Origin of the sequence: Citrobacter sedlakii (assembly GCF_018128425.1) — a bacterium.
GTDB classification, from domain to species: domain Bacteria; phylum Pseudomonadota; class Gammaproteobacteria; order Enterobacterales; family Enterobacteriaceae; genus Citrobacter_A; species Citrobacter_A sedlakii.
This window is the reverse complement of the sequence record NZ_CP071070.1, coordinates 4,146,648-4,170,943: the sequence shown is the minus strand read 5'-3', so window position 1 is coordinate 4,170,943 and position 24,296 is coordinate 4,146,648. Positions and strand designations below refer to the sequence as shown.

The window sequence follows — 24,296 nt, the reverse complement described above, 5'->3', positions numbered from 1 at the left end:
ATTAATACGACTTTGAGAGGATAAGGTAATGCAAGTTATTCTGCTTGATAAAGTAGCAAACCTGGGTAGCCTGGGTGATCAGGTTAACGTTAAAGCGGGCTACGCTCGTAACTTCCTGGTACCACAGGGTAAAGCTGTTCCTGCTACCAAGAAAAACGTTGAATACTTCGAAGCACGTCGCGCTGAACTGGAAGCTAAACTGGCTGACGTTCTGGCTGCTGCAAATGCACGCGCAGAGAAAATCAACGCACTGGAAACCGTTACTATCGCGTCTAAAGCAGGCGACGAAGGTAAACTGTTCGGTTCCATCGGTACTCGCGACATCGCTGACGCTGTTACTGCAGCTGGCGTTGAAGTGGCTAAGAGCGAAGTTCGTCTGCCGAACGGCGTTCTGCGTACCACTGGTGAGCACGAAGTGAACTTCCAGGTTCACAGCGAAGTCTTCGCTAAGCTGACCATTAACGTTGTTGCAGAATAAGTTTTTATTCTGACAGCTTCGTGAAAAACGCCGACCTTGTGTCGGCGTTTTGCTTTTCTTCCTCTGCGCTTTTTCACACTGGCTATTCTTTGCCCTTTTCGGGATAATCATTAAAAATAAAACATAATTTCAATGTGGTGAAGAATGGATACCCCGCACCCGCAACCTCTGTTTGCGCGTAAAAATATTGTCTACCTGAGCGCCGCGTTTTGCTGCCTGTTATGGGGGAGCGCCTACCCGGCGATTAAAAGCGGCTATGAGATCTTCCAGATCGCAACCGATGATATTCCTTCAAAAATTGTTTTTGCCGGTTACCGCTTCCTGTTTGCCGGTCTGCTGCTTTTGCTGCTGGCCATGGCGCAGCGTAAGCCCATCGGCAGATTACGTTCTCGCCAGTTCGGCCAGCTCACGTTACTGGGGCTGACGCAGACCTCTTTACAGTACATCTTCTTTTATATTGGTCTGGCTTTCACCACTGGGGTGAAAGGCTCGATCATGAATGCGACAGGCACCTTCTTTAGCGTACTGCTGGCGCACTTCATCTATCAGAATGACAAGCTGAGCTATAACAAAACACTGGGTTGTATCCTCGGCTTCGCGGGAGTGATGGTGGTGAATTTCAGCAGCGGGCTGGACTTCAGTTTTAGCCTGCTGGGCGACGGGTCTGTCGTCCTGGCGGCGTTTATCCTTTCCGCCGCCACGCTTTACGGCAAGCGCATCTCTCAGACGGTTGACCCTACGGTAATGACCGGTTACCAGTTGGGGATTGGCGGCCTGGCGCTGATCGGTGGCGGTTACGCGTTTGGCGGTACGCTCACCGTCCACGGGTTTTCATCTGTCGCGATTCTCGGTTATCTGACATTACTCTCGTCGGTAGCGTTTGCACTGTGGAGCATTTTGCTCAAATACAACCGGGTGGGAATGATTGCACCGTTTAACTTCTTGATTCCCGTTTCCGGAGCGGTGCTGTCGGCAGTGTTTCTTGGCGAGAATATTCTTGAATGGAAATACGCGATTGCGCTGGTGCTGGTGTGTTCGGGGATCTGGTGGGTCAATAAGGTGCGTAAAGCGTAAATCAGGCCCGGTGGCATACTGTCGCCGGGCATAGGTGATTATCGCGCCCGCAGGAAACTGCCGTCCGGCTGACGGGTGAACAGTACCTGCTGGTCATTGCCGGTATCGATGGTTAAGCCTGTCACTACGCCGTTCGCATTCTGGCGAATCTGCACTAACTGCCCTTCTTTAAGGGTGCTCAACGGCTTGCCTGCGCCTTCCACTTTTGCCATGGCATACACGTCTGTCGGCGGCAGCCCGTGGTCGCGGAACAACTGCGCCATCGTTTTACCAGAACCAACGCGGTAAGAACGCCATTGCTGATCGATCCCGCTGTCCGGCTGGAAAGGCTGCGTTTGCGGCTGCGACTGTTGTGTCTGCGGCTGCGTTTCCGGCTGGCCTTCCTGAATGGGTTCCGGCGCCACCGGAGCGACCTGTCCGGGATCGTTTTGCGGCGTGACGAGCTGCGCCTGCAGCTGTGCTTCGGTCGGTGGCTGAGACGGTGACTGAATATCCAACTGCGCGTCACGGGTTACCGTAGGCGCAACGCTATTGTCGTCGGAGGGAAGCAGGAAACCGATGACCAGCACCACTGCCGCAATAATAATGCCGCGGCGGTGCATCGGCGGAAGCGGGTCCATAAGGCGAAAATTGTCCGGTGCATGCCAGATTTTCGCCAGGGTAGGTTTTAGTTCAAAGCGCCCGGGCATGGCTTTCCTCCTGCTCCGCGTCTCGTTCCTCAATCATAGAGTATAGACAGCTAACGCTATGATGTTCGTGATATTACCCGCTTTTGATATATTCATACGGGATACCCCTATTGTTTCTTTTTCCCCAGGATTTGTCATCCACCCCATGACAACATTTTACCGCAGAGGGCGCGGCTGTTATGCTGCCCGCTACTTTAAATCCGATGAAAGGAAATACGATGGCAACCCCGACTTTTGACACTATCGAAGCGCAAGCAAGCTACGGCATTGGTTTGCAGGTAGGACAGCAACTGAGCGAATCCGGCCTGCAGGGGCTGTTGCCTGAAGCGCTGGTTGCAGGTATTGCCGATGCGCTGGAAGGTAAACAACCGGCTGTTCCGGTTGACGTGGTGCACCGCGCGCTGCGTGAAATTCATGAGCGTGCTGATGCCGTACGTCGCGAACGTTTCCAGGCGATGGCTGCGGAAGGCGTGAAGTATCTGGAAGAAAACCGTGAGAAAGAGGGTGTGAGCAGCACCGAATCCGGTCTGCAATTCCGCGTACTGACCCAGGGTGAAGGTCCGATTCCGGCCCGTACTGACCGCGTTCGCGTGCATTATACCGGCAAGCTGATTGACGGCACCGTATTCGACAGCTCCGTAGCGCGCGGCGAACCGGCTGAATTCCCGGTTAATGGCGTGATCGCCGGCTGGATTGAAGCGCTGACCTTAATGCCGGTCGGCTCGAAGTGGGAACTGACTATTCCTCATGAACTCGCCTACGGTGAACGCGGCGCGGGTGCCTCCATTCCGCCGTTCAGCACGCTGGTGTTTGACGTCGAGCTGCTGGAAATCCTGTAAGCAGAGTCTTCTGTTCCCTTCGGAAAAGAGGGGAACAGAAAATATGCAATAAAACCGCGTATTCGCCGAACATCGGCATTTTATCTTGCAAATGGTTCCGTTGCGTGTATTTTTGTGAGCTAATTCGCGTTATCAGAGTGATATGACACTCACTTTAAACATATAGTTAACATAATATTTAAATCTTAGTATTCATCCCGCCGATTCTTACCTAATATCGATGAGTCCTGACAACAGGATCGTCGTATCATACAGAAGCACAACAGACGCATTAAAGGCCGCAGAGCCTGCACAACACAGACAGGTACAGGAAGAATAAAACATGGTAGATCAGGTAAAAGTCGCCGCCGATGAACAGGCACCGGCTGAACAGTCGCTACGGCGCAATCTCACAAACCGACATATTCAGCTTATCGCCATTGGCGGGGCGATCGGTACGGGCCTGTTTATGGGGTCCGGCAAAACCATCAGCCTCGCCGGACCGTCGATCATTTTTGTTTATATGATCATCGGCTTTATGCTCTTCTTCGTCATGCGGGCGATGGGCGAGCTGCTGCTCTCAAATCTGGAATATAAATCTTTTAGTGACTTTGCTTCGGATCTGCTGGGACCGTGGGCAGGCTATTTTACCGGCTGGACCTACTGGTTCTGCTGGGTGGTGACCGGGATGGCGGACGTCGTGGCGATTACCGCTTATGCCCAGTTCTGGTTCCCGGGGCTTTCCGACTGGGTGGCCTCGCTGGCTGTCGTGGTCTTACTGCTGAGCCTTAACCTCGCCACCGTGAAAATGTTCGGTGAGATGGAGTTCTGGTTCGCGATGATTAAAATCGTCGCCATCGTCGCGCTGATTATCGTGGGGCTGGTGATGATCGCCATGCACTTTACATCACCGACCGGCGTCGAAGCGTCTTTTGCGCACCTGTGGAATGATGGCGGCTGGTTCCCGAAAGGCATCAGCGGCTTCTTTGCTGGCTTCCAGATTGCAGTGTTTGCGTTTGTTGGTATCGAACTGGTGGGGACAACGGCGGCTGAAACGAAAGATCCGGAGAAATCCCTGCCGCGCGCCATCAACTCCATTCCTGTTCGTATCATTATGTTCTACGTGTTCGCGCTGATCGTCATTATGTCCGTCACGCCGTGGAGCTCCGTGGTACCGGATAAGAGCCCGTTCGTTGAGCTGTTTGTACTGGTTGGTCTGCCTGCCGCGGCAAGCGTGATCAACTTCGTGGTGCTGACCTCTGCGGCCTCTTCGGCAAACAGCGGTGTGTTCTCGACCAGCCGCATGCTGTTCGGCCTGGCGCAGGAAGGGGTGGCGCCGAAAGCGTTCGCGAAGCTGTCTAAACGCGCGGTGCCAGCCAAAGGGCTGACCTTCTCTTGTATTTGTCTGCTGGGCGGCGTGGTGATGTTGTACGTCAACCCGAGCGTGATTGGCGCGTTCACCATGATCACCACGGTGTCGGCAATCCTGTTTATGTTCGTGTGGACCATTATCCTGTGTTCATACCTGGTGTATCGCAAACAGCGTCCGCACCTGCATGAGAAATCGATCTATAAAATGCCGCTTGGCAAGCTGATGTGCTGGGTGTGCATGGCGTTCTTCGTGTTTGTGATCGTGCTGCTGACCCTGGAAGACGATACCCGTCAGGCGCTGCTCGTCACGCCGCTGTGGTTTATCGCCCTGGGACTGGGCTGGCTGTTTATCGGTAAGAGACGTATGGCAGGAATGCGTTAAATCGTATCGCCCGGTGGCGGCAACGCTTACCGGGCTCGCTTACTGGTACCGGTTGTAGGCCGGATTAGGCGTATCCGCCGTCCGGCAAATCGCTTATTCCCCGGCTAAGGCACGCGGGAACAGGACATTATTCTCCAGACTGATGTGTTCCATCAGGTCATCAATCATCTCGTTAATCCCGTTATACATCGCTTTCCAGGTGGTGCAGGCTTCCGGCGGAATGGTTACATTCTGCGTGGTATGCTTAATCACTTCCAGCAGTTCACCCGCCTCATCATGCTCGCTTTCCATCACGCTGATTGGCCCCATCGCCTGGCTGCCCATTCCCTGTTTGATCATTGGAAACAGGATCTGTTCTTCTTTCATCATGTGGCTCGACAGCTCCTGATGCAGCATAGTCAGGTACTTCGCCAGACCTTTCGGCACGTTTGGCTTATCAGCATGCACGCGTTCAACTTTGGTCGCCTGTAGGATCAGTTCCGGCAATTGCTCACGGTGTCTGTCGTGGTAGCGCACGATGATGTGGTTGATGATTTCGGCTAACGGCGCGGTACGCCAGTCTTTTTCAATGGGCTGTTCAGCCAGTTGGGCAAGCTGCGCCTCAATGGCGTCAACGTCCAGCTCTTTGCGTGCGGCCGCCCGCGCCAGCGTCTGCTTACCGCCGCAGCAGTAGTCCATATCATACTTACGAAACAGCGCCGACGCGCGAGGAATAGAAAGCGCCAGTTCACCTAAAGGTTGATCGCGATAAGCCATAGCCGTTACCTCATTTTGAATAATATAAGATGTATTTTAAATACATCTTTAGGTGGGCGCTATAACCCTTTCGGGTCAGAGGATTTTGTGATGTCTGTCACGAAAAATTCTTTCGTTTTTAACGTACTGATACTTATCAGAAAGCGCGCCATTCTCCCATAAACGGAGTCCTGGCGAATTAAACAACCCGCGATCGCTGCCGATACCAAGTCCTCAGACAACACCTGCAACATAAAAGGCAAAAGATGTTTAAACGAATCAACGTGATCACTTTATTGATCGTGGTGCTACTCGCGCTCGGGGCGATGCAGCTTCTTTCGGCTGGCGTGTTTGTTCACGCGCTGAAAAATGACAAACAAAATTTCACGGTGTCGCAACTTGCAAGCCAGAACGTGGCGGAATTTACCGATGCGTGGATCAGCCTCAATCAGGCGCGGGTAACGCTGAACCGGGGGATGCTGCGTTTGCAAAGCAGCATGGCAGGGCAGATCAACGGCGGCCAGCTCAGCGAACTGGTGAAAACTGCAGATGCTCTGCTGGCGAACGCAAAAAAACATTACGACACCTATTATGCGCTACCGGAAACGCCAGGGATGGACGAGCGCCTGGCGGACAGGCTGGAAGAACAGTACGGCATTTACTCAGCGACGCTGGCAAAAATGAACGCCTTGCTGGCGGAAGGCAAACTGGAAGAGATGTTTAAGCAGAACGCCGAACAGAAACAAACGGCAATGCAGAGCGTCTATCACGAATGGCGCACCGCGCAGGCGAAGCTCACCAGCGCGGGGATCAAGGATAACGAAAGCGACTATCAGCGCATTCTGTGGATTCTGTCCTTTATCCTGCTGGCGGTCGTGGTCGTCATCCTGATCAGTTGGATAGCGATGCAGCGTGTGCTGCTGAAGCCGCTGCATGAAGTGATGTCCCATATCCGCCATATCGCGTCCGGCGATCTCACGCACAGCATTGACGCGGAAGGCAACAACGAAATGGCGCTGCTGGCGCGTAACGTGCGCGATATGCAGCAGTCGCTGGCGAATACCGTCCGTGTGGTGCGCGATGGCGCCGATACGATCTACACCGGCGCCGGTGAGATTACGGCGGGCAGTAACGATCTCTCCTCACGTACTGAACAGCAGGCCGCTTCGCTGGAAGAAACCGCAGCCAGCATGGAGCAGTTGACCGCCACCGTCCGGCAGAATGCGGACAACGCCCGCCAGGCGACGCAACTGGCGAAGAACGCCTCGGGTACGGCGAAAAAGGGCGGCGAGGTCGTGGAAGGCGTCGTGCGCACCATGGATGAGATCGCCGCCAGTTCCAGCAAGATAGCCCAGATTATCAGCGTGATTGACGGCATTGCCTTCCAGACGAACATCCTGGCGCTTAACGCCGCGGTGGAAGCGGCGCGCGCAGGCGAGCAGGGACGTGGATTCGCCGTGGTCGCTGGTGAAGTTCGTACGCTGGCGAGCCGCAGCGCCCAGGCCGCGAAAGAGATCAAGGCCCTGATTGAAGACTCTGGCGATCGGGTGAATGCCGGTTCCGCGCTGGTGCATGAAGCCGGTGAAACGATGAATGAGATTGTCAGCGCGGTCACCCGCGTGACCGATATCATGGGCGAAATCGCTTCCGCGTCGGATGAGCAAAGCCGGGGAATCGATCAGGTGGGACAGGCGGTGGCGGAGATGGATCGCGTGACTCAGCAGAACGCATCGCTGGTGGAGGAGTCAGCGTCTGCCGCCGCCGCGCTGGAAGAACAGGCTGCGCGTCTGAATCAGACGGTAGCGGTATTTAAAGTATAAGCAGCAGCATTAACTGCAGGCCGGACACGCGCAGCGCTGTCCGGCCCATTTACATCTCCGGGACGGGCGCCACGCCGGGTTTTTCCGGTTTGGCTTTTACGGCGAGCACCACGCCGACAACGAGCAGCGCTATGCCGCTTAATGTCAGCAGCGGGGGAATGTCCTGACGCAGAATAAAGGTGTACAGCAGGCCCGCCAGCGTCTCAAAAACAATTAATGGCCCAAGGATCACCGTCGGCAACCGTTGGCTGGCGATATTCCAGCACAGAGCCCCTACCCACGAGCACAGCAGCGCAATTGCCACCATCAGGCCGATAAAGACCGCTGGTCGCGGGCCAAAGGGGAGCGCAAAGCCTGGGGTTTGGTTGTGTAGCCACAAGCAGGCGGCGATGTAGCCTGCGAAAGAGACAGGCAGGGTGACCAACGCCTGCGCTGTCGCCCACATCATTGGATGCTTGTCCGGATTTTCGCGCAGCCAGCGCGCATTACGCAGCGCATACCACGCCCAGCAGGCCACCGAAACCACCGCCAGCGCGATGCCAGAGCCATAGCGCCAGCCGCTGAAATTCGGCAGCCCCTGACCCAGCTCCGCGATATTCACACACAGCAGTCCGATGCTTGTCAACGCCAGTGAAGGGGCAAGGCGTCGCCAGGCGAGTCTGCCGTCGCGATGACTGTACAGCAGGTTAGCAAATACCGGAATGACGACCGGCAACGTGCCGATAATCATCGTCGATACCGGCGCGCCGGTGCGCTGAATGGCGCTGGCGAGGCAGAGATAGTAAATCAGGTTGCCCATCATGGTCAGCGCCAGCGCGGTGAACCAGTCCTTTGAGGTCAATTGGCGAAGACGGGCGCGACCAAGCCAGGCGAGCGGCAGAGCGATCAGGCCCAGCGCCAGGTAACGCCCCATCGACTGCAGCATCGCCGGGTATTCCGGTACGATCAACGGCCCAACAAAAATCAGTCCCCACATTAACCCTGCCAGCAGGGCATATATCACGCCGCTAATCATTATGTTTCTCCCTCTGCTTTAACCCAGCGACGAGTGTAGGCAGGGAAAACGCGCGCGTATTGTATGAGATTGCGCATTAGCGGGGGAAAACCTGTCTCTGGTAGCGCACGGGAGTGATGCCGTAGCGATGGTTAAAGGCGCGAGTCAGATGCGACTGGTCGGTAAGGCCAGCGGCGGCGGCCACTTCGGCGGCGGGCATCCCGAGAGTGAGAAAGGCTTTCGCCCTCCACAGGCGGATCGCCATCAGCATCTGATGCGGCGTGACGTGAAAATGCGCTTTGAACTGGCGCTGAAAATGCCAGGGACTGAGCGCCGCGACAGCGGCCAGTTCGTCTAAGGTGACCGGACGCATGTAGTTGTCGTGGAGATAATCGCGCACCCGCGCAAAGCGGTGCGCGCCTTCACGCGGCGCCTGCATCGGCTGCGCCAGCGGCCGGAAGGTATCGATTAAATCCAGCAACAGTCCTTTCTGCGCCAGCGGATCGTCGGTGTGCCACAAACCGTGGATCAGCGAGCAAATCTGGCGTGAACGCAAGGGATCGTGTCTTGTCACTTCGCGAAACCCCCAGTGGCGGATCCCCGTGATCTCTTCCAGCAGGGTGGGGTCAAGATAGATCATCCGGTAGCGCCAGCCATCGGCGGTTTCAGCTTCGCCGGTGTGCAGCTCGTCCGGATTCATGGTGATAACGGAATGGGCGGGCGCCAGATACTGGGTGCCGCGATAGCGAAAGCGCTCGGCTCCCGCCTCAATAGCCCCAATGCCGAAGGCTTCGTGGGTGTGGGGTTCGAAGGCGTAGCGAGAAATATGCGCATGATACAGTTCCACGCCCGGCACTTCCGCCAGATGGCGAAAACGGGCGCTGTCTTTCTCATCGCTGAATTGCTCAGGTACACCTTGCATGTCATCTCTCCCCACGCATCATCCTACCATTATCAAAGAGGATACGTGAGGATGCCACCTAATTTAACTAATTTTTAACACTTGCAGCATGGCGCGAACGCTGTCGGCAAGCGTGGTGGTGGGACGACCAATCAGTTTGCTCAATGTACGGCTGTTATCGAACAGACCGCCTTCAGAAGCGCCAATGTCCGAATCCGCCAGCATATCAGCCAGGCCAGCGGGCAGACCTGCCCCCTGCAGCGCCGCGGCGAAGTCCGCTTCACTCAGGTTCTGATAGACAATGTGTTTGCCGCTCTGTTGACTCAGTTCGTCAGCCAGTTGGCTCAGCGTCCAGGCGTCGTCCCCCGCCAGTTCATACACTTTTCCGGCATGGCCGTCGGTGCTGAGGACGCGCGCAGCGGCGGCGGCATAGTCAGCACGTGTCGCAGAGGCGATTTTGCCCTCGCCAGCGGCGCCGATAAACACGCCGTGCTCCAGCGCGGCGGGCGCGCTCGCCAGGTAGTTTTCGCTATACCAGCCGTTGCGCAGCAGCGTATACGGGATGCCGGATCCCGCCAGCATCGTCTCAGTCTCGACATGCTCAAGGTGCAGGCCGAGCGGGGAACGGTCTGCATGAAGCAGACTGGTGTAAGCGATAAATTTTACGCCTGCCGTTTTCGCCGCGTTAATCACATTACGGTGTTGCACAGCGCGCTGCCCGACCTCGCTTGACGAGATCAACAACAGCTTTTCGACGCCCTGTAGCGCGGTGGTGAAGGCGGCCTCATCGCTATAGTCTGCCTGGCGGACGGTGATTCCCCGCTGGCTTAGCGTCGCGGCCTTCGCCGGGTGACGCACAATCGCCACGACCTGGCTGGCGGGAACAGTTTTTAGCAGGCTTTCGATAACATGGTGGCCGAGTTGGCCGGTAGCGCCGGTGATGGCAATCATGGGGTGACTCCTTTACGTGTCTGTTGTGTTCCATTACGCTATCACCTAAACTTACTTTTAGTAAGTACGTACAAAAAGGTAAGTGTAATGCGTAAATCCACTCTTTCTCAGCAGCTTCGCGACGGCAACCTGTTCGCCGAGCAGTGCCCTTCCCGCGACGTGCTTAAGCATGTCACCAGCCGTTGGGGCGTGTTAATTCTGGTTGCGCTGCGTGACGGTACGCACCGGTTTAGCGATCTGCGGCGCAAAATGGGGGGCGTGAGTGAAAAGATGCTGGCGCAGTCATTGCAGGCGCTGGAATGGGATGGGTTTATCAACCGGGTGTCCTATCCGGTGGTACCGCCGCATGTCGAGTACAGCCTGACGCCGCTTGGCGAGCAGGTGAGTGAAAAGGTCGCCGCGCTGGCGGACTGGATTGAGCTGAATTTACCGCAGGTGCTGGCGCTGCGGGAAGCGCATGCGGCGTGACGTCTTGCCGGATAAGCGCATGAACAGCGCCATCCGGCACGCCGCACAACGTTTACTTGCTCAAATCCACCTGATAAATCGCAAACCCAACGTCATCGGTGGCGACTTTTTGCATCGGATACTGCCCTTTCTCTTTAATAAATACCGCCGCTTTCGCGGTGGGTGAGGTTTCAAAGCGAATATCCAGTTTGCGGTCGCTGTGAATCGGCGCCAGACGCCAGTTATTATCTGCTGCCGGGTGGATCTCGCCTGTACGCTTCGACTCCGCGCCGATCCACGCCGCCAGCACTGAACGGTTTTCATCCGGTGAGGCAAACGCGATATGGCTGTCGCCGGTTCCGGCGAACTTACCGCCGTATGCGCGATAGTTATTGGTGGCGACCAGGAAAAGCGCATTCGGGTCGATCGGCTTGCCGTTAAAGGTCAGGTTTTTGATGCGCTCGGCTTTTGGATTTACCGTCTGGCATTCGCCGTCGTAACGGGCGGGTTGGGAGACGTCAATCTGATAGTTCACGCCATCGATCACGTCGAAGTTATACGTGCGGAAACCGTCCCAGTTGATCAGCGACTGCGGTTTGCTGCTGTTGATATCAATCTGATTAAACTGCCCGGCGGCGCACTCCAGCCACTCTTTCACCTCTTTACCGCTGGCTTTCACCACCACCAGGGTGTTCGGATACAGGTACAGATCCGCGGCATTACGGAAGGTAAGCTGACCTTTTTCGACTTCGACAAAGCTGGCCGGATCGTTCTTACGTCCGCCCACTTTAAACGGCGCGGCGGCAGACAATACCGGCAGTTTCGCCAGATCCGGATCGCCCTGAATAAAGTGTTCCACATAGGCTTTCTGCGCGTTGTTCACTACTTGTACGGTCGGATCGTCCTGCACCAGCGCCAGAAAGCTGTACATGTTGTCGGCGGATTTGCCGATCGGTTTGCTGACGAAATCGCGGGTGGCGTCATGATCGCTTTTCAGAATCCGCACCAGCTTTTCATCTTCGGCGGCCAGCGACTTTTTCGCCGCGGGGTCGTAAATCGGGCGCGCTTCAGCTTTCGCTCCGGTTACCTGCCACTTTCCGCTGTCATTGTTAAGCACCAGATCCACAACCCCAAGATGATCGCCCCACATGCCCGGCATCACCGCTGGTATGCCGTTTAGCGTGCCCTTAGCGATATCTGCGCCTTTGATACCGGCAAAGTCTTTGCCCGGAAAGACCGCGTGCGCGTGACCAAACATAATGGCGTTAATGCCCGGCACGTCGCTGAGATAATAAACGGAGTTTTCCGCCATGCTCTGGTACGGGTCGGCGGAAAGGCCGGAGTGAGCAATCGCCACGACGATATCCGCCCCTTTCTCGCGCATTTCCGGCACGTATTTCCGCGCGGTTTCGGTAATATCATTCACCGTCACTTTGCCGCTCAGGTTGGCTTTATCCCAGGTCATGATTTGCGGCGGCACAAAGCCGATATAGCCAATTTTCAGGGTTTGCGTATGGCCTTCGTTATCCACCACGTCCGTTTCTTTAATCAGATACGGCGCAAACAGCGGCTTTTGTGTTTTCACGTCGATGATATTGGCGTTGACGTAGGGGAACGTCGCGCCAGCCAGCGCCTTGTGCAGGTAATCCAGCCCGTAGTTAAACTCGTGGTTGCCGAGATTACCGACCGCGTAGTCCAGCGTGTTCATCGCTTTATAGACCGGGTGAATATCGCCGTCCTTTAGCCCCTTCGCCGCCATGTAGTCACCTAAGGGACTTCCCTGAATCAGATCGCCGTTGTCGACCAGTACGCTGTTTTGCACTTCGCCACGCGCTGCGTTGATCAGGCTTGCGGTGCGTACCAGTCCGAATTTTTCGGTTGGCGTATCCTTGTAATAATCGAAATCCATCATATTGCTATGCAGATCGGTGGTTTCCATTATTCGCAGATCGACCGTCGCGGCTTTCACGCTGGCCGCGATCAGCGTGGCCAAAAGCGTTACACTAAACTTAATCATCAGGGGCATCCTTTTTTAGATCGAGGCCACAAAAGAAAATGTATATAAATTTTCTTTCTTACAGAACTGTGAATCATGACATGAAAAGCGGCGGCAAAAACGCAGACGCTATCACAGTTGGCGGATCCTCCTGCAATGGGGTATAAGTAAAACAACGAGTTAACACCACTGTACGAAAACGAGGTGGAGAATGTTAGAACAAGTCTGTCAGCTTGCACGGAACGCGGGCGATGCCATTATGCAGGTTTATGATGGAATCAAACCGATGGAGATCGTTAGCAAGCGGGACGATTCTCCCGTCACCGCAGCGGACATCGCCGCGCACGCCGTCATCGTTGAAGGGTTAAAGACGTTAACGCCGGACATCCCGGTTCTGTCGGAAGAAGATCCCCCCGCCTGGGAAGTGCGTCAGCACTGGCAGCGCTACTGGCTGGTGGACCCGCTGGACGGCACCAAAGAGTTTATCAAACGCAATGGCGAGTTCACCGTTAACATCGCGCTGATCGATAACGGTAAACCGATGCTGGGCGTGGTTTATGCGCCGGTGATGAAGGTGATGTATAGCGCCGCTGAGGGCAAGGCCTGGAAAGAGGAATGCAGCGTACGCAAACCGATCCAGGTACGCGATGCGCGTCCGCCGCTGGTAGTCATTAGTCGCTCGCACACGGATAACGAACTGAAAGAGTATCTTCAGCAGTTGGGCGAACACCAGACCACGTCGATCGGTTCGTCGTTAAAATTCTGTCTGGTGGCAGAAGGACAGGCGCAGTTGTACCCACGCTTCGGACCGACCTGCATCTGGGATACTGCCGCTGGCCATGCGGTTGCCGCCGCCGCCGGGGCGCACGTTCACGACTGGCAGGGCAAACCGCTGGACTACACCCCGCGTGAATCGTTCCTCAACCCCGGCTTCCGGGTGTCTATTTACTGAGTAATTTATGCAGCAGGGCGATCACCTGCTGCACATCTTGTTGGCTTAACGCGCCGTCTTTGGCCCACTGCACACGACCCTCTTTATCCAGCACCACAATGGCGGAGCTTTCTTCCTCCAGTTGCCAGGCCTTACGCGCTACGCCGTTGCTGTCGACAATAAATTGCGACCACGGGTAGAGCTTCTTATTGCTCTCCAGGCTGCTACGCACAAACATGCCGGAGCCGGGAATGGCGTCGTCGGTGTTCACGATAGTGGTGGTCTGGTAGGTATCGTGGGGCAGTTTTGCCGATTTAATCGCCTCTATCAGCGTGGCGTTCTTCTCTTTAGCCGAGGTGCGTCCCGCGATGTGCTGGAGGATGCGCACTTTGCCCGGCAGTTGCGCGCTGTTCCACTTTTTGTAGCTGAACGTATCGTTTTCCAGCACCAGCTCGCCGCGATCGGCTATTCCCACCGCCGGTACGCGTTGGTTGATTTCGAAGCTATGGGCGGAAGCCATCATCGGCGCTAACAGGCATGCCAGCGCCAGAATCTTACGTAGGGTCATGGTGTTTCCTTTTTCTTGTTTGCAGGTGATCCGACCACTTGGGGCCGCTGTTTAATCATATGTGCGAATGATGCTTTTTCCCGTAAACGCGGCGTCAGTTTGCGGACGGGCGCACAAATCCTGCGAAAAACGACGTCTTATACTGAAGGCATCGGCAGCAATCAAAGATGATTCTGATTAACTGTAATAAAAAGGTAAATAAACTTATACACGCTGGAAACATCGTACAGATAGTCTATAGTCAAATGGCATTAAAATTTGCGCCTTAGAACTGTTGGGCCGATTGTGGCGCCGCAAGGGCGTAAGACTTACGCAGGAGACAACAATGAAAATTTTCCAACGGTACAACCCACTGCAGGTGGCGAAGTACGTGAAGATCCTGTTCCGCGGACGGTTATATATCAAGGACGTTGGCGCTTTTGAGTTCGATAAGGGTAAGATTCTTATCCCAAAAGTGAAGGACAAACAGCATCTTTCTGTGATGTCCGAAGTTAACCGTCAGGTTCTGCGTCTGCAAACTGAGATGGCTTAACCAAAGTGCTATGCAGTTGTGTTACGTAGTAAATGAACGGCTCCCGATGGGAGCCGTTGATGTTTGTGGGATCAGGAGGCGTGGGTCTCGTCCTTCGCATCGGGCAGTTTCGGCGTCAGGACGTTGGGTTTGCTGTCCAGACGGGTCACCAGCAACTGGTCGATACGGTAGTTGTCGATATCCACCACTTCGAATTTGTAGCCGGAAAACTTCACCGAGTCGGTACGTTTTGGGATCTTCCGCAGCATAAACATCATAAAGCCGCCGATGGTCTCGTAGTTGCCCGACTGCGGGAACTCGTCAATATCCAGCACGCGCATCACGTCGTCGATTGGCGTACCGCCGTCGATCAACCATGAGTTCTCGTCGCGCGCCACAATCTGTTCTTCCAGCCCCTGGCCGACCAGATCGCCCATCAACGTGGTCATCACGTCATTCAGAGTGATAATACCCACCACCAGCGCGTATTCGTTCATGATCACCGCGAAGTCTTCCCCGGCAGTTTTGAAACTTTCCAGCGCCTCGGAGAGGGTCAGAGTATCGGGAACAATGAGCGTATTGCGGATCTGCACGCCGCTGTTCAGCGCCATGCTTTGATTCGCCAGCACTCGGTTCAGCAGATCTTTTGAGTCCACGTAGCCAATGATATGGTCGATATCTTCATTACATACCAGAAACTTAGAGTGCGGATGCTCCGCGACTTTGGTTTTCAGGCTTTGCTCATCTTCGTGCAGATCAAACCAGATTACGTTTTCACGTGAGGTCATGGAAGACGGCACGGTACGCGACTCCAGCTCAAAGACATTTTCAATCAGCTCATGTTCCTGCTTACGCAGCACACCCGCGAGCGCCCCGGCTTCCACCACGGCGTAGATATCGTCAGAGGTGATGTCATCTTTACGCACCATCGGCAGTTTGAAGATGCGGAAGATCACGTTCGCCAGCCCGTTGAAGAACCACACCAGCGGGGTGAACACAAACAGACAGAAGCGCATCGGGTTGATGATACGCAAAGCCACAGCTTCTGGCGCAATCATACCGATGCGTTTCGGGGTTAAGTCCGCGAAGAGAATAAACATGCCGGTTACCAGCGAGAAAGAGAGAATAAAGCTCAACTGCTCGGAGAGTTCCGCTGACATGTACCGGGAAAACAGCGAGTGAAATGCCGGTGAAAAGGCGGCGTCGCCGACGATACCGCCCAAAATGGCGACTGCGTTCAGGCCAATTTGCACCACGGTAAAGAACATGCCGGGATTTTCCTGCATCTTCAGAACGCGCTGCGCATTAAGATTGCCTTCATCGGCCAGCAGCTTCAGTTTGATTTTACGTGAGGCGGCAAGCGAGATCTCGGATATCGAGAAGAACGCACTCACAGCGATCAGGCAAAGAATGATAAAAATACTGTTTAACATATCTTATCCGACCGTTCAGGTCAGATCCTCGGAAGGGAAGTTTATAATTCGTGCGATACAGAAATTGAAAACCGGCTCGTAGCGGTGAGCCGGTAAGTTCAGGGGCTAGTATAGCGTAAGCGACTGTAAAGTCGCCAGAGGGTTAATTTTCAGCAATAACGGCAGGGTTTTTCGCGCCAGGCTTCGCATCCCAGACTTCGTCATATTCATAGCCGGTCAGGGCTTTAATGACCTGGCGGGTCTCTTCGTCACAGTCGGCGCAGTTGCCGCCCAGCTTGCGCCGCGCCACCTCTTTAATCAGGATCTTGTGCGTCTTCTGGGTCAACGTAAACCTGAATGTGGTATAGAAGCTGACGGCCAGCAACGCCGCGGTGGCGAAGATCATCAGACCGATAATGGCGTGCAGGGCGCTGATGGGTTGCGCACCGCCGCCTTTGACAAAGCCGCTCTCTTCCAGTACCACGCCTATCAGCATAATCGCCAGTGCGACGGTGCTTTTACGGGTTAATACCATCACCCCGGCAAAAATCCCTTCCCGACGCTGGCGGGTGACAATCTCATCGACATCCGGAATAAAGCTATAGATGTTCCACGGAATGTAATACAACCCCGCTTTTGCCAGACCGAACAGCACAAAAAGGGCGGAAAAGAGCAGGGCGGGGATCGGTAAGTCGCCGACGTAAATCGCCAGCAGGCTGGCGAGAACGATAAAAATACAGCCGTAAGAAAGCCGTAGCGCGCTGGATGGCGTCATATTTAGCTTGTTCATCAGCATCATAAAGCCAAACGTACCCGGAATAGAAACAAACGCCGCGATACTGAGTAATCCAGACACCGTCGCCGCATCCTGCTTTAAGCCGTAAACCACGTAATAGGTAAATACCGAGCCAAACACATCCATGGCGGTAAACGAGCAAATATAAATAAGAATATGTTGACGGAAAATACGTATTTTAAAGGATGAAAAGAGATCAATAACCAGATACTTAAGATGGTTGAATAAACCACTGCTGCGCTGCGTTTCCGGCGTGAATTCATATTCTTCGCGTACGTCTTTCGCTTCCCACGTTGTCGCCCAGGTGGTAAACACCGCGACAAAATAAATGATCGCAAAAACAATCCCGGTTAGCGTATAGGTAAAAGAATTATCTTTACCGGTGAACTGCATGATAATACCCGGCACCGACACCGCTAAAAATCCGCCCAGCGACGAGCACATCATACGGACGCCAGCCAGACGCGTACGTTCGCTAAAGCGGTTAGTCATCTCTGCGGCCAGCGTCTCCCATGGCACCAGCACCATCGCTGACAGCAGCTCAATAGACAGATAGGTGCCCAGATAATACCAGTAGCTCATGTCGGTGACCCACACCAGCGCGTAGAGAAACATGAGCGGGGCGCTGATTAACAAAAAGAAACGTCGCCGGCCAAATTTCCGGCCAAGCCAGGTATTACCGAAATTATCGGTAATATAGCCCATCACCGGACTTAAAATGGCGTCAATAATTCGGGCGATTGCAAATATCGAGCCCGCTTCCAGCACCGATAATCCACAATAGGTGGTATAAAAAAATAAAAGCCAGGTGCCAATAACCGCGAATGCACCGCCTCCAAATAAATCGGTTACGCCATAGCCTATCGCTACGCCGTAACCCACTCTCCGTTCAGTAGGTTTCGCCATATCATTATTCCTGTAGGGGACTTTTTATTGCCGGAGGGCGGCGTCGCCAGCTCCGGCCTGGGTTTAACGCATTGCGGGTTTATTTCTCCAGGGTTATCCAGTGCCGTAATTGCGACGAACGATAAATGGCATCGACGATCTGCAAGGATTTCGCGGCTTCATCAATGCCGCACACTTTTGCGGCGGCGGGATTGCGCACCGCATTGTAGAACTGGCGAATCGCTTCCCGGTGGCCGACGCCCCAGTAGCTTTTGCCGCTGCCGTCCGGGGCGGAATCACTCGCCAGCTTTTGCCGCGCGCCGTCACGCAGTAACCACAGCTCACTGCCCTCAAGCTGCAGCAAGCCATGTTCACCGTGAATTTCCATTTGCAGGGGTGAGTTGGTGGTGTAACAGTTGCTGGCGTAGAACAGCCCGCGCGCGCCGTTAGCAAAGGCGAAGGTAGCCATCGCGCTATCCTCGCCGTCAATAATGTCAGCCAGCCAACTGCTGTCGACCACGCCCTTCACGCGGGTGACGCCCTTGCCAAACCATTGCATCAAATCAAGGGTGTGAATCGCCTGGTTGATCAGCAGACAGCCGCCTTCGGTGGCATGTTTCCCACGCCAGGGACTGTCGGTGTAATAACCGCCGCCGCGCGACCAGGTCAGCACAGCTTTAATGGCGAGCATGTTGCCGATTGTCCCGTCCTGCAGTTGCTGCTGAATAGCGATGCTGGTGGGGTTAAGCCGGTTCTGATAACAAATGCCCAGCGTTCCTTTGGCGTGCAGAAGGGCGGCGTCGATTTCCGCCACGTCCAGCGCGTTTATCACCGCAGGCTTTTCGCAAAAGACCTGTTTCCCCGCCGCCAGCGCGGCGAGGATCATCGGCTTATGCAGATAATGCGGCGTACAAATATGCACCACGTCGATGGCGTCATCCCACAGCATTTCACGATAGTCATGGTAGAGCTGGCAGTCATATTCTGCGGCCAGTTGTCGCCCCCGGTTGATATTGCATTCCGCAATGGCCCGTAGCGTCACGGCGGGCAACTGACGCAGTGCCTCTACGTGGGTGGTGTGGATGGCTCCACAGCCAATGATGGCGGCGTTCAGTGTTTTCATGGGCGCTCCGTCATCCACGCGCATTTGCCAGCATCTGTGCTTTAACGCACAACTCGGCGGCCTTAAAGGCGTGCGCCTGGGTCATGGCGTTTTCGCTGCGATGCAGACAGTCGAGGATCAGTTCGCCAAAGTAGGGGAAGCCGACTTTCCCCGCCACGGGATAGCGGAACTCGCCCTCTTTGTTGACCAGATAGACCACATCCTGCTCGCCGCGAGTGATATCGACATATTTACGGATTTCGATATAGCCCTCAGTACCGAGCAGGGTTAAGCGTCCGTCGCCCCAGGAAGAGAGGCCGTCCGGGGTGAACCAGTCGCAGCGAAAGTAGCCTGTGGCGCCGTTATCGCCCGCCAGCATCGCGTCGCCGAAATCTTCAAACAACGGATACTGTGGGTGATTCACGTTACGCACCTGACTGGCGACAACCTGAGCGTTACTGTTGCCGGTGTAAAACAGAAACTGCTCGATCTGATGGCTGCCAATATCGCAGAGAATGCCGCCGAAATAGCGACGGTCGTAGAACCAGTCCGGACGCCCGCTGCCCTCGCGATGCGGGCCGGTACCGAGCGTTTGCACCACCCGGCCTATCGCCCCTTTTTTCACTAACTCGCCGGCGAAGACCGCGCTTTCGACGTGCAGGCGTTCGCTGTAGTACACCGCGTATTTTCGTCCGGTTTTGGCTACCATCGCTTTGGCGTCTTCCAGTTGCCCGAGCGTAGTCAGCGGCGCTTTGTCCGTGAAGTAATCTTTTCCGGCCGCCATCACCTTCAGCCCCAGCGGACAGCGCTCTGAGGGCACCGCCGCGCCAGCGATCAGCTGTATGTCCGGGTCATTGAGCAGCGTGTCCAGCGAGTCAGCCACCTGCGCCTGAGGGTACTGCTTCACGAACGCCGCCACCTTCTGCGGATCGGGGTCATATACCCATTTCAGCGTCGCGCCAGCCTCAATCAACCCGTTGCACATGCCATAGATATGGCCGTGATCGAGCGCGGCGGCGGCAATCATAAACTCGCCAGGCTGGACCACCGGCTGCGGTTTGCCGGTCGGGGCATAGTTCATTCCATCGTTTAAGCTCATGCTTCTACTCCTGAATCTAAGTCTTTACCCAGAGGGATTGCGCCCACTTCGGCAAAATTGCTCACGGAAGCGGATTTCTCATAAAAATGCGGGGCTTTCTCCAGCAGGCCGCCGGTGCGATAAAACGCATCGTCGCGGGCAACCGGCAGCGTGACCACGGAACGGGTGATGGCCGATTTGTAAATCGCGGCGATCAGTTCCAGTGAGCGTTTCCCCTGCTCACCGTCCACCAGCGGCGCGGTTTGTTGTTCAATGGCGGTTAACACGTTTTCGATTTGCCCGGTATGCAGGGTCCATGTGAGGGCGGGTGTGGCGTGAAACAGCGCGGTCAGGCGCGCTTCCAGCGCAAGATTGTTTTCCGGCTGCGGAAAGCCGTTGTCGGCGGACTGACTGGCGAACACTTTCCACGGCGCGGAGATCCGCGCCTTTTCGCCCTGGATGACAATCTTCTGATCTTCGCCGTGATGAACGACCGAGGCGGTCAACTGCGTCAGCGCGCCGCCGGGGTATCTGAAAATCGCCGCGCTGAGGTCTTCGACTTCGGCGTTATCGTGGGCGACGTTGGTCATCATCGCCACCACCTCGCTGGGAAAGCCGAGCAGCCACTGGATGGCGTCGATGTGGTGCACCGCGTGATTCAGCGTGCAGCCGCCGCCCTCTTTTTCCCAGGTGCCGCGCCACCAGAGGTCGTAATAGCAGTGTCCGCGCCACCAGAAGGAGTCCACCTGCGCGTGGCAAATATTGCCTGCCAGGCCGGAGTCCACCGCCGCCTTTAAGCGCCAGAACGCGTCAGTAAAGCGGTTTTGCGCAATCACCGACAGGGTTTTCCCGCTGGCCCGTTGGGCGGCGATCATCGCGTCGCACTCCTCCAGCGACGCCGCCATTGGTTTTTCGCACAGCACATGCTTTCCGTTATTCAGCGCATCAATGGCGATTTCCGCGTGGACGTAAGGCGGCGTACAGACGTCCACCAGATCGACATGCAGATCCGCCGCCAGCAGTGCGGCGTGGCTGGCGAACACCTGCGCTTCAGCCAGCCCGTAGCGGGTTTTCTTCTCTTCGGCTTTCTCCGGATAGATATCCACCAGCGCGACAATCCGGCAGCGTTCAGGAAAGGCCAGATAGCCCTGAATATGGTTATGGGAAATATTCCCCGTTCCAACAATCGCAACGTTCAGCATCCTTCCTCCTCGTCGTTACCAGGTGCCGGAAGCGTCCAGCGTGCGGCTGGCGACATGTTTTTCTACCGATGACGCAATGCGTTCTTGCAACAACTGGTAGTAGCGCTGTTCGTCAAAGGGAAACGCGACCCAGTCATCGATCCAGGTGGACAGGTGCATGGCGTTAGAGAGCGTGAGACCGCGAATCCCCTCCAGACCGGGGGCGATCAGCGGCTCGCCGTGCAGGATAGCGGCGGTGAAATTACGGGTAATCACATCATGCTCGCTGCATTCCGCCGCGGTGGGAATCGTCACTTCCCAGCACTCCGGCTCGCCGAAGCCGTTTTGCCAGCGGGCATTGAACTCGGTTTCTGATTCGCGCAAACGCCAGAAGCGCAGGCGGCCTTCTTCCACCACCACTTTGCCGCGATCGCCTGCGATCTCCAGCCGGTTGGTCCCCGGCGCTTCTGCGGTGGTGGTAATAAACACCCCCGTTGCGCCGTTGGCGTATTCTGCATACGCGGTGACCTCGTTTTCGACCTCAATCTGGCGATGCTTACCAAACTGGCAAAAGGCGCGCATCCGCACCGGCATTCCCACCAGCCACTGCCAGAGATCGAGCTGATGAGGATCCTGGTTGAGCAGCACGCCGCCGCCTTCGCCTTTCCAGGTGGCGCGCCAGCCGCCGGAGTTGTAATAGCTCTGCGAGCGATACCAGTTGGTGATGATCCAGTTGGAGCGGCGCAGTTCGCCCAGTTCACCGCTGTCGATGAGATCTTTCACTTTCTGGTACAGCGGATTGGGACGCTGGTTATACATCATGCTAAACACCACGTCGCATTCGCGAGCGCAGGCGTTCATTTCCTCAACCTGCGCGGTGTAGACGCCAGCGGGCTTTTCGCAGAGGGTGTGTATGCCCCGGCGCATTGCCATTATCGATAGCGCCGGATGATCGTAATGCGGCGTGGCGACAATCACCGCGTCGATCAGACCGCTTTCCAGCATCTCGCGCGCGTCGCTGAACAGAGCGACCGACTCGCCCGTCAGACGGCGGATGGCGGCATGTTTGTCGGGATTGTTATCGCAAACGGCGGTCAGGCAGGCTTCTTCAACCTTACCTGCCAGCAGATAACGGGCGTGGACGGTGCCGATATTGCCGACGCCAATAATGCCAAAGCGTACTTTTTTCATGTCAGGCCTTACTCAGTGCGATGGGGGGATAAGCGGAACATAGAAAACGGCTGAAACGTCGACAACGGGATTTTGTGAGAGGGCTTGCAGGATACAAAAGAAGTTAGCCCGCGAAGCAAAAAGGCGTTTTAGAATCAATGGGGTACATCTGCAAAAATTTGCAAAGATACATTGCGAGCGGGGTCACAGAATGTCAGGCAAGCTAAAAATGGACGAAATTGCGGCCTTGACCGGCTTCTCGGTCAGTACCGTTTCCCGGGTACTCAGCGGAAAGTCTTACACCAGCAACAAGGCGCGTGAAGCGATAGTGAGCTGCGCGCGCCAGTTGGGCGTGCTCGACTCCCTCGCCAGCGGTCGCCTGCTGATTAACGGGATCGTGGTTTTTGCCCCCCAGCGAACGTTCACCGCCCAGGGCGACGCTTTTTACCTGGAGGTGACGCGGGGCATCGCTGACGCGGTTGCGCCGCACGATGTGTATCTCACCTGGTGTGGGTTGGACGAGCAACGCGCCGATATCAAAATCTTTCTGGAAAAAGCCAACAATAAGAATATCAACGCCATCATTCTGATCGGCATTGACGATCCAACCATCCACAAACTGGCGCAGTCGCTGGATAAACCCTGCGTGCTGGTGAATTCGCAGGATCGGGAGGGGCTACTCGACGCGGTATCACCGGATCACCGGGCGATTGGCAACCTTGCGGCGCAGTATCTGTTCGATCAGGGGCACCGCCGCATACTTCACATCACCAGCCTGCGGCGCGAAACCATGTACTGGCGGCTGGAAGGCATTAAAGAGGTCTATCGCCAGTATCAGATCCCGTTTGATTCACAGCGGGATCTGCTGGTCACCGAAGGGTTTACCGCCGGGGAGGCGGAACAGGCGATAGACGACTGGCTGCGCATTACGCCGCGCGAGGCGTGGCCGGAAGTGATTTTTTGCGCGGGTGCGCCGATGTCGGTGGGCATTCAGCGCGTGCTGGAAAAAGCGGGCGTTCGCATGCCGGAGGGGATCTCGCTCATGACCACCGGCGTGGAGGGACTGGACGCGGAGGTTATTGCAACGGTGAGTTGCATCACCATTCCCTGTCGGGCGCTGGGGGTGGAAGCCGTGCATTTATTGCAAAACCGGCTCAACCGGCCATCCGCGCCGGTATTCAATTTATGCCTGAAAGGCAAGGTGTTGGATAAGGGCACGGTGGTTAGCGCCACGCGCCACGCCGCCCGCGTGGCCGTGTCACGATAGATTACCCTTGTGGCGGCAGACAAATGCCAATCCCGCCGATGCCGCAGTATCCGTACGGATTTTTGTGCAGATACTGCTGGTGATCGTCCTCGGCGTAGTAAAACGGCGTGGCGTTGCTGATTTCCGTTGTGATGTGGCGATCGTCGCCGGAGGCGGTCATCGCCGACTGAAAACGCGCAAGGCTGGCGCGCGCGGCGGCGTCCTGCTCCGGCGTCAGCGGATAAATGGCCGAACGGTACTGGGTGCCGTGGTCGTTGCCCTGACGCATACCTTGCGCCGGATCGTGGTTTTCCCAGAACACCTGTAACAGCTGCTCGTAGCTGATAACGTTCGGGTCATACACCACGCGTACCGCTTCGGCGTGGCCGGTCTCGCCGGAACACACTTCCCGGTAGGTCGGGTTAGGCGTATAGCCGCCGGTATACCCCGCCGCGGTGCTGTAAACGCCAGGGAGCTGCCAGAACAGGCGCTCAACGCCCCAGAAACAGCCCATGGCGAAAAGGGCGACTTCCATCCCCTCGGGCACGTTCGTCATTGAATGTTCATTGACGGCGTGAAGCGTCGCCACCGGCATCGGGGTATTGCGTCCAGGTAGCGCCTCTGACGGTGAAATCAGATGCTTTTTGTCGAATAAACTCATGGTGCCGTTCTCCCGATAATCAGTAATTGGGGTTAAGGTTGTAACAAGACGCGTATTTGCACACAATATCCATTACGAATACGTCTATCTTAAACATAA

General features: G+C 55.7%; 23 protein-coding genes. 9 read left to right on the top strand and 14 right to left on the bottom strand.

The genetic code is table 11. From position 1 onward, the window contains the following. The first annotated feature begins 28 nt into the window (after positions 1–28). Together rplI and JY391_RS19755 are read left to right on the top strand one after the other, a co-directional pair. On the top strand, positions 29–478 hold the full coding sequence (gene rplI, locus JY391_RS19760; RefSeq protein ID WP_012907347.1) for a 50S ribosomal protein L9: 450 nt from the start codon (positions 29–31) through the stop codon (positions 476–478). 144 nt (positions 479–622) lie between these two features. Then, positions 623–1,552, top strand: coding sequence for a DMT family transporter (locus JY391_RS19755; RefSeq protein WP_200035709.1), 930 nt, complete (start codon positions 623–625; stop codon positions 1,550–1,552). Between the two features lie 38 nt (positions 1,553–1,590). Here JY391_RS19755 and JY391_RS19750 read toward each other — a convergent pair whose 3' ends face one another. Beyond that, positions 1,591–2,241, bottom strand: coding sequence for an OapA family protein (locus tag JY391_RS19750; protein ID WP_181822122.1), 651 nt, complete (start codon positions 2,239–2,241; stop codon positions 1,591–1,593). Positions 2,242–2,459: 218 nt separating this feature from the next. On the opposite strand from JY391_RS19750, the gene bamJ reads away from it, so the two are divergent. After that, positions 2,460–3,080, top strand: a complete 621-nt coding sequence (bamJ, locus tag JY391_RS19745; protein WP_042289524.1) for a BamJ family beta-barrel-assembly machinery protein — start codon at positions 2,460–2,462, stop codon at positions 3,078–3,080. A gap of 322 nt (positions 3,081–3,402) precedes the next feature. Next, a complete protein-coding gene (gene cycA, locus JY391_RS19740) occupies positions 3,403–4,812 on the top strand; it encodes a D-serine/D-alanine/glycine transporter (RefSeq protein WP_042289521.1) in 1,410 nt (469 codons plus the stop codon). A 93-nt stretch (positions 4,813–4,905) separates the two neighbouring features. Here the strand turns inward: cycA and ytfE are convergent, their stop codons facing one another. After that, the gene (gene ytfE, locus JY391_RS19735; RefSeq protein ID WP_042289519.1) at positions 4,906–5,568 is read right to left on the bottom strand and encodes an iron-sulfur cluster repair protein YtfE; all 663 of its coding nucleotides are present in this window, start codon (positions 5,566–5,568) and stop codon (positions 4,906–4,908) included. A 245-nt stretch (positions 5,569–5,813) separates the two neighbouring features. On the opposite strand from ytfE, the gene JY391_RS19730 reads away from it, so the two are divergent. Continuing rightward, complete coding sequence (locus JY391_RS19730; protein ID WP_211934890.1) at positions 5,814–7,367, top strand: methyl-accepting chemotaxis protein; 1,554 nt, start codon at positions 5,814–5,816, stop codon at positions 7,365–7,367. A gap of 49 nt (positions 7,368–7,416) precedes the next feature. Here the strand turns inward: JY391_RS19730 and JY391_RS19725 are convergent, their stop codons facing one another. From JY391_RS19725 to JY391_RS19715, 3 genes are all read right to left on the bottom strand, one after another. Continuing rightward, entirely contained in the window at positions 7,417–8,382 is a 966-nt protein-coding gene (locus JY391_RS19725) for a DMT family transporter (protein WP_211934889.1), read from the bottom strand. Positions 8,383–8,458: 76 nt separating this feature from the next. Beyond that, positions 8,459–9,283: an AraC family transcriptional regulator gene (locus tag JY391_RS19720; protein WP_211934888.1), complete on the bottom strand. Its 825-nt coding sequence runs from the start codon at positions 9,281–9,283 to the stop codon at positions 8,459–8,461. 63 nt (positions 9,284–9,346) lie between these two features. Then, positions 9,347–10,213 carry an SDR family oxidoreductase gene (locus JY391_RS19715; RefSeq protein ID WP_211934887.1) on the bottom strand — a complete coding sequence of 289 codons (867 nt, stop codon included), beginning with the start codon at positions 10,211–10,213 and terminating at the stop codon, positions 9,347–9,349. 87 nt (positions 10,214–10,300) lie between these two features. Between JY391_RS19715 and JY391_RS19710 the strand changes: the two genes are divergently transcribed. Next, positions 10,301–10,681 (top strand): winged helix-turn-helix transcriptional regulator, encoded by a 381-nt coding sequence (locus JY391_RS19710; protein WP_211934886.1) that lies wholly within the window; start codon positions 10,301–10,303, stop codon positions 10,679–10,681. Between the two features lie 52 nt (positions 10,682–10,733). Here JY391_RS19710 and JY391_RS19705 read toward each other — a convergent pair whose 3' ends face one another. After that, entirely contained in the window at positions 10,734–12,677 is a 1,944-nt protein-coding gene (locus JY391_RS19705; protein ID WP_211934885.1) for a bifunctional 2',3'-cyclic-nucleotide 2'-phosphodiesterase/3'-nucleotidase, read from the bottom strand. 190 nt (positions 12,678–12,867) lie between these two features. Here JY391_RS19705 and cysQ point away from each other — a divergent pair, with 190 nt between their 5' ends. Continuing rightward, a complete protein-coding gene (gene cysQ, locus JY391_RS19700) occupies positions 12,868–13,608 on the top strand; it encodes a 3'(2'),5'-bisphosphate nucleotidase CysQ (RefSeq protein ID WP_211934884.1) in 741 nt (246 codons plus the stop codon). On the opposite strand, the gene JY391_RS19695 is transcribed toward cysQ, so the two are convergent. Further along, on the bottom strand, positions 13,598–14,155 hold the full coding sequence (locus JY391_RS19695) for a YtfJ family protein (protein ID WP_181822115.1): 558 nt from the start codon (positions 14,153–14,155) through the stop codon (positions 13,598–13,600). The genes cysQ and JY391_RS19695 overlap by 11 nt on opposite strands. Before the next feature lie 325 nt (positions 14,156–14,480). Here JY391_RS19695 and JY391_RS19690 point away from each other — a divergent pair, with 325 nt between their 5' ends. After that, the gene (locus JY391_RS19690; protein WP_004857160.1) at positions 14,481–14,687 is read left to right on the top strand and encodes a DUF1107 domain-containing protein; all 207 of its coding nucleotides are present in this window, start codon (positions 14,481–14,483) and stop codon (positions 14,685–14,687) included. 71 nt (positions 14,688–14,758) lie between these two features. On the opposite strand, the gene paeA is transcribed toward JY391_RS19690, so the two are convergent. From paeA to JY391_RS19660, 6 genes are all read right to left on the bottom strand, one after another. Then, positions 14,759–16,099, bottom strand: a complete 1,341-nt coding sequence (gene paeA, locus JY391_RS19685; protein WP_042289497.1) for a polyamine export protein PaeA — start codon at positions 16,097–16,099, stop codon at positions 14,759–14,761. Positions 16,100–16,241: 142 nt separating this feature from the next. Continuing rightward, positions 16,242–17,780, bottom strand: a complete 1,539-nt coding sequence (locus tag JY391_RS19680) for an MFS transporter (RefSeq protein ID WP_199957007.1) — start codon at positions 17,778–17,780, stop codon at positions 16,242–16,244. A gap of 79 nt (positions 17,781–17,859) precedes the next feature. Next, a complete protein-coding gene (locus JY391_RS19675; RefSeq protein WP_211934883.1) occupies positions 17,860–18,882 on the bottom strand; it encodes a Gfo/Idh/MocA family protein in 1,023 nt (340 codons plus the stop codon). Between the two features lie 10 nt (positions 18,883–18,892). Next, positions 18,893–19,960, bottom strand: a complete 1,068-nt coding sequence (locus JY391_RS19670) for a Gfo/Idh/MocA family protein (RefSeq protein WP_042289492.1) — start codon at positions 19,958–19,960, stop codon at positions 18,893–18,895. After that, entirely contained in the window at positions 19,957–21,141 is a 1,185-nt protein-coding gene (locus JY391_RS19665) for a Gfo/Idh/MocA family protein (protein ID WP_199957010.1), read from the bottom strand. Before JY391_RS19665 ends, JY391_RS19670 begins: the two co-directional genes overlap by 4 nt. A gap of 15 nt (positions 21,142–21,156) precedes the next feature. Then, positions 21,157–22,311 carry a Gfo/Idh/MocA family protein gene (locus JY391_RS19660; RefSeq protein WP_060570919.1) on the bottom strand — a complete coding sequence of 385 codons (1,155 nt, stop codon included), beginning with the start codon at positions 22,309–22,311 and terminating at the stop codon, positions 21,157–21,159. Between the two features lie 190 nt (positions 22,312–22,501). Between JY391_RS19660 and JY391_RS19655 the strand changes: the two genes are divergently transcribed. After that, complete coding sequence (locus JY391_RS19655) at positions 22,502–23,557, top strand: LacI family DNA-binding transcriptional regulator (RefSeq protein WP_060570918.1); 1,056 nt, start codon at positions 22,502–22,504, stop codon at positions 23,555–23,557. 1 nt (position 23,558) lies between these two features. On the opposite strand, the gene msrA is transcribed toward JY391_RS19655, so the two are convergent. After that, on the bottom strand, positions 23,559–24,197 hold the full coding sequence (gene msrA / locus JY391_RS19650) for a peptide-methionine (S)-S-oxide reductase MsrA (RefSeq protein ID WP_060570917.1): 639 nt from the start codon (positions 24,195–24,197) through the stop codon (positions 23,559–23,561). Positions 24,198–24,296 lie beyond the last annotated feature (99 nt).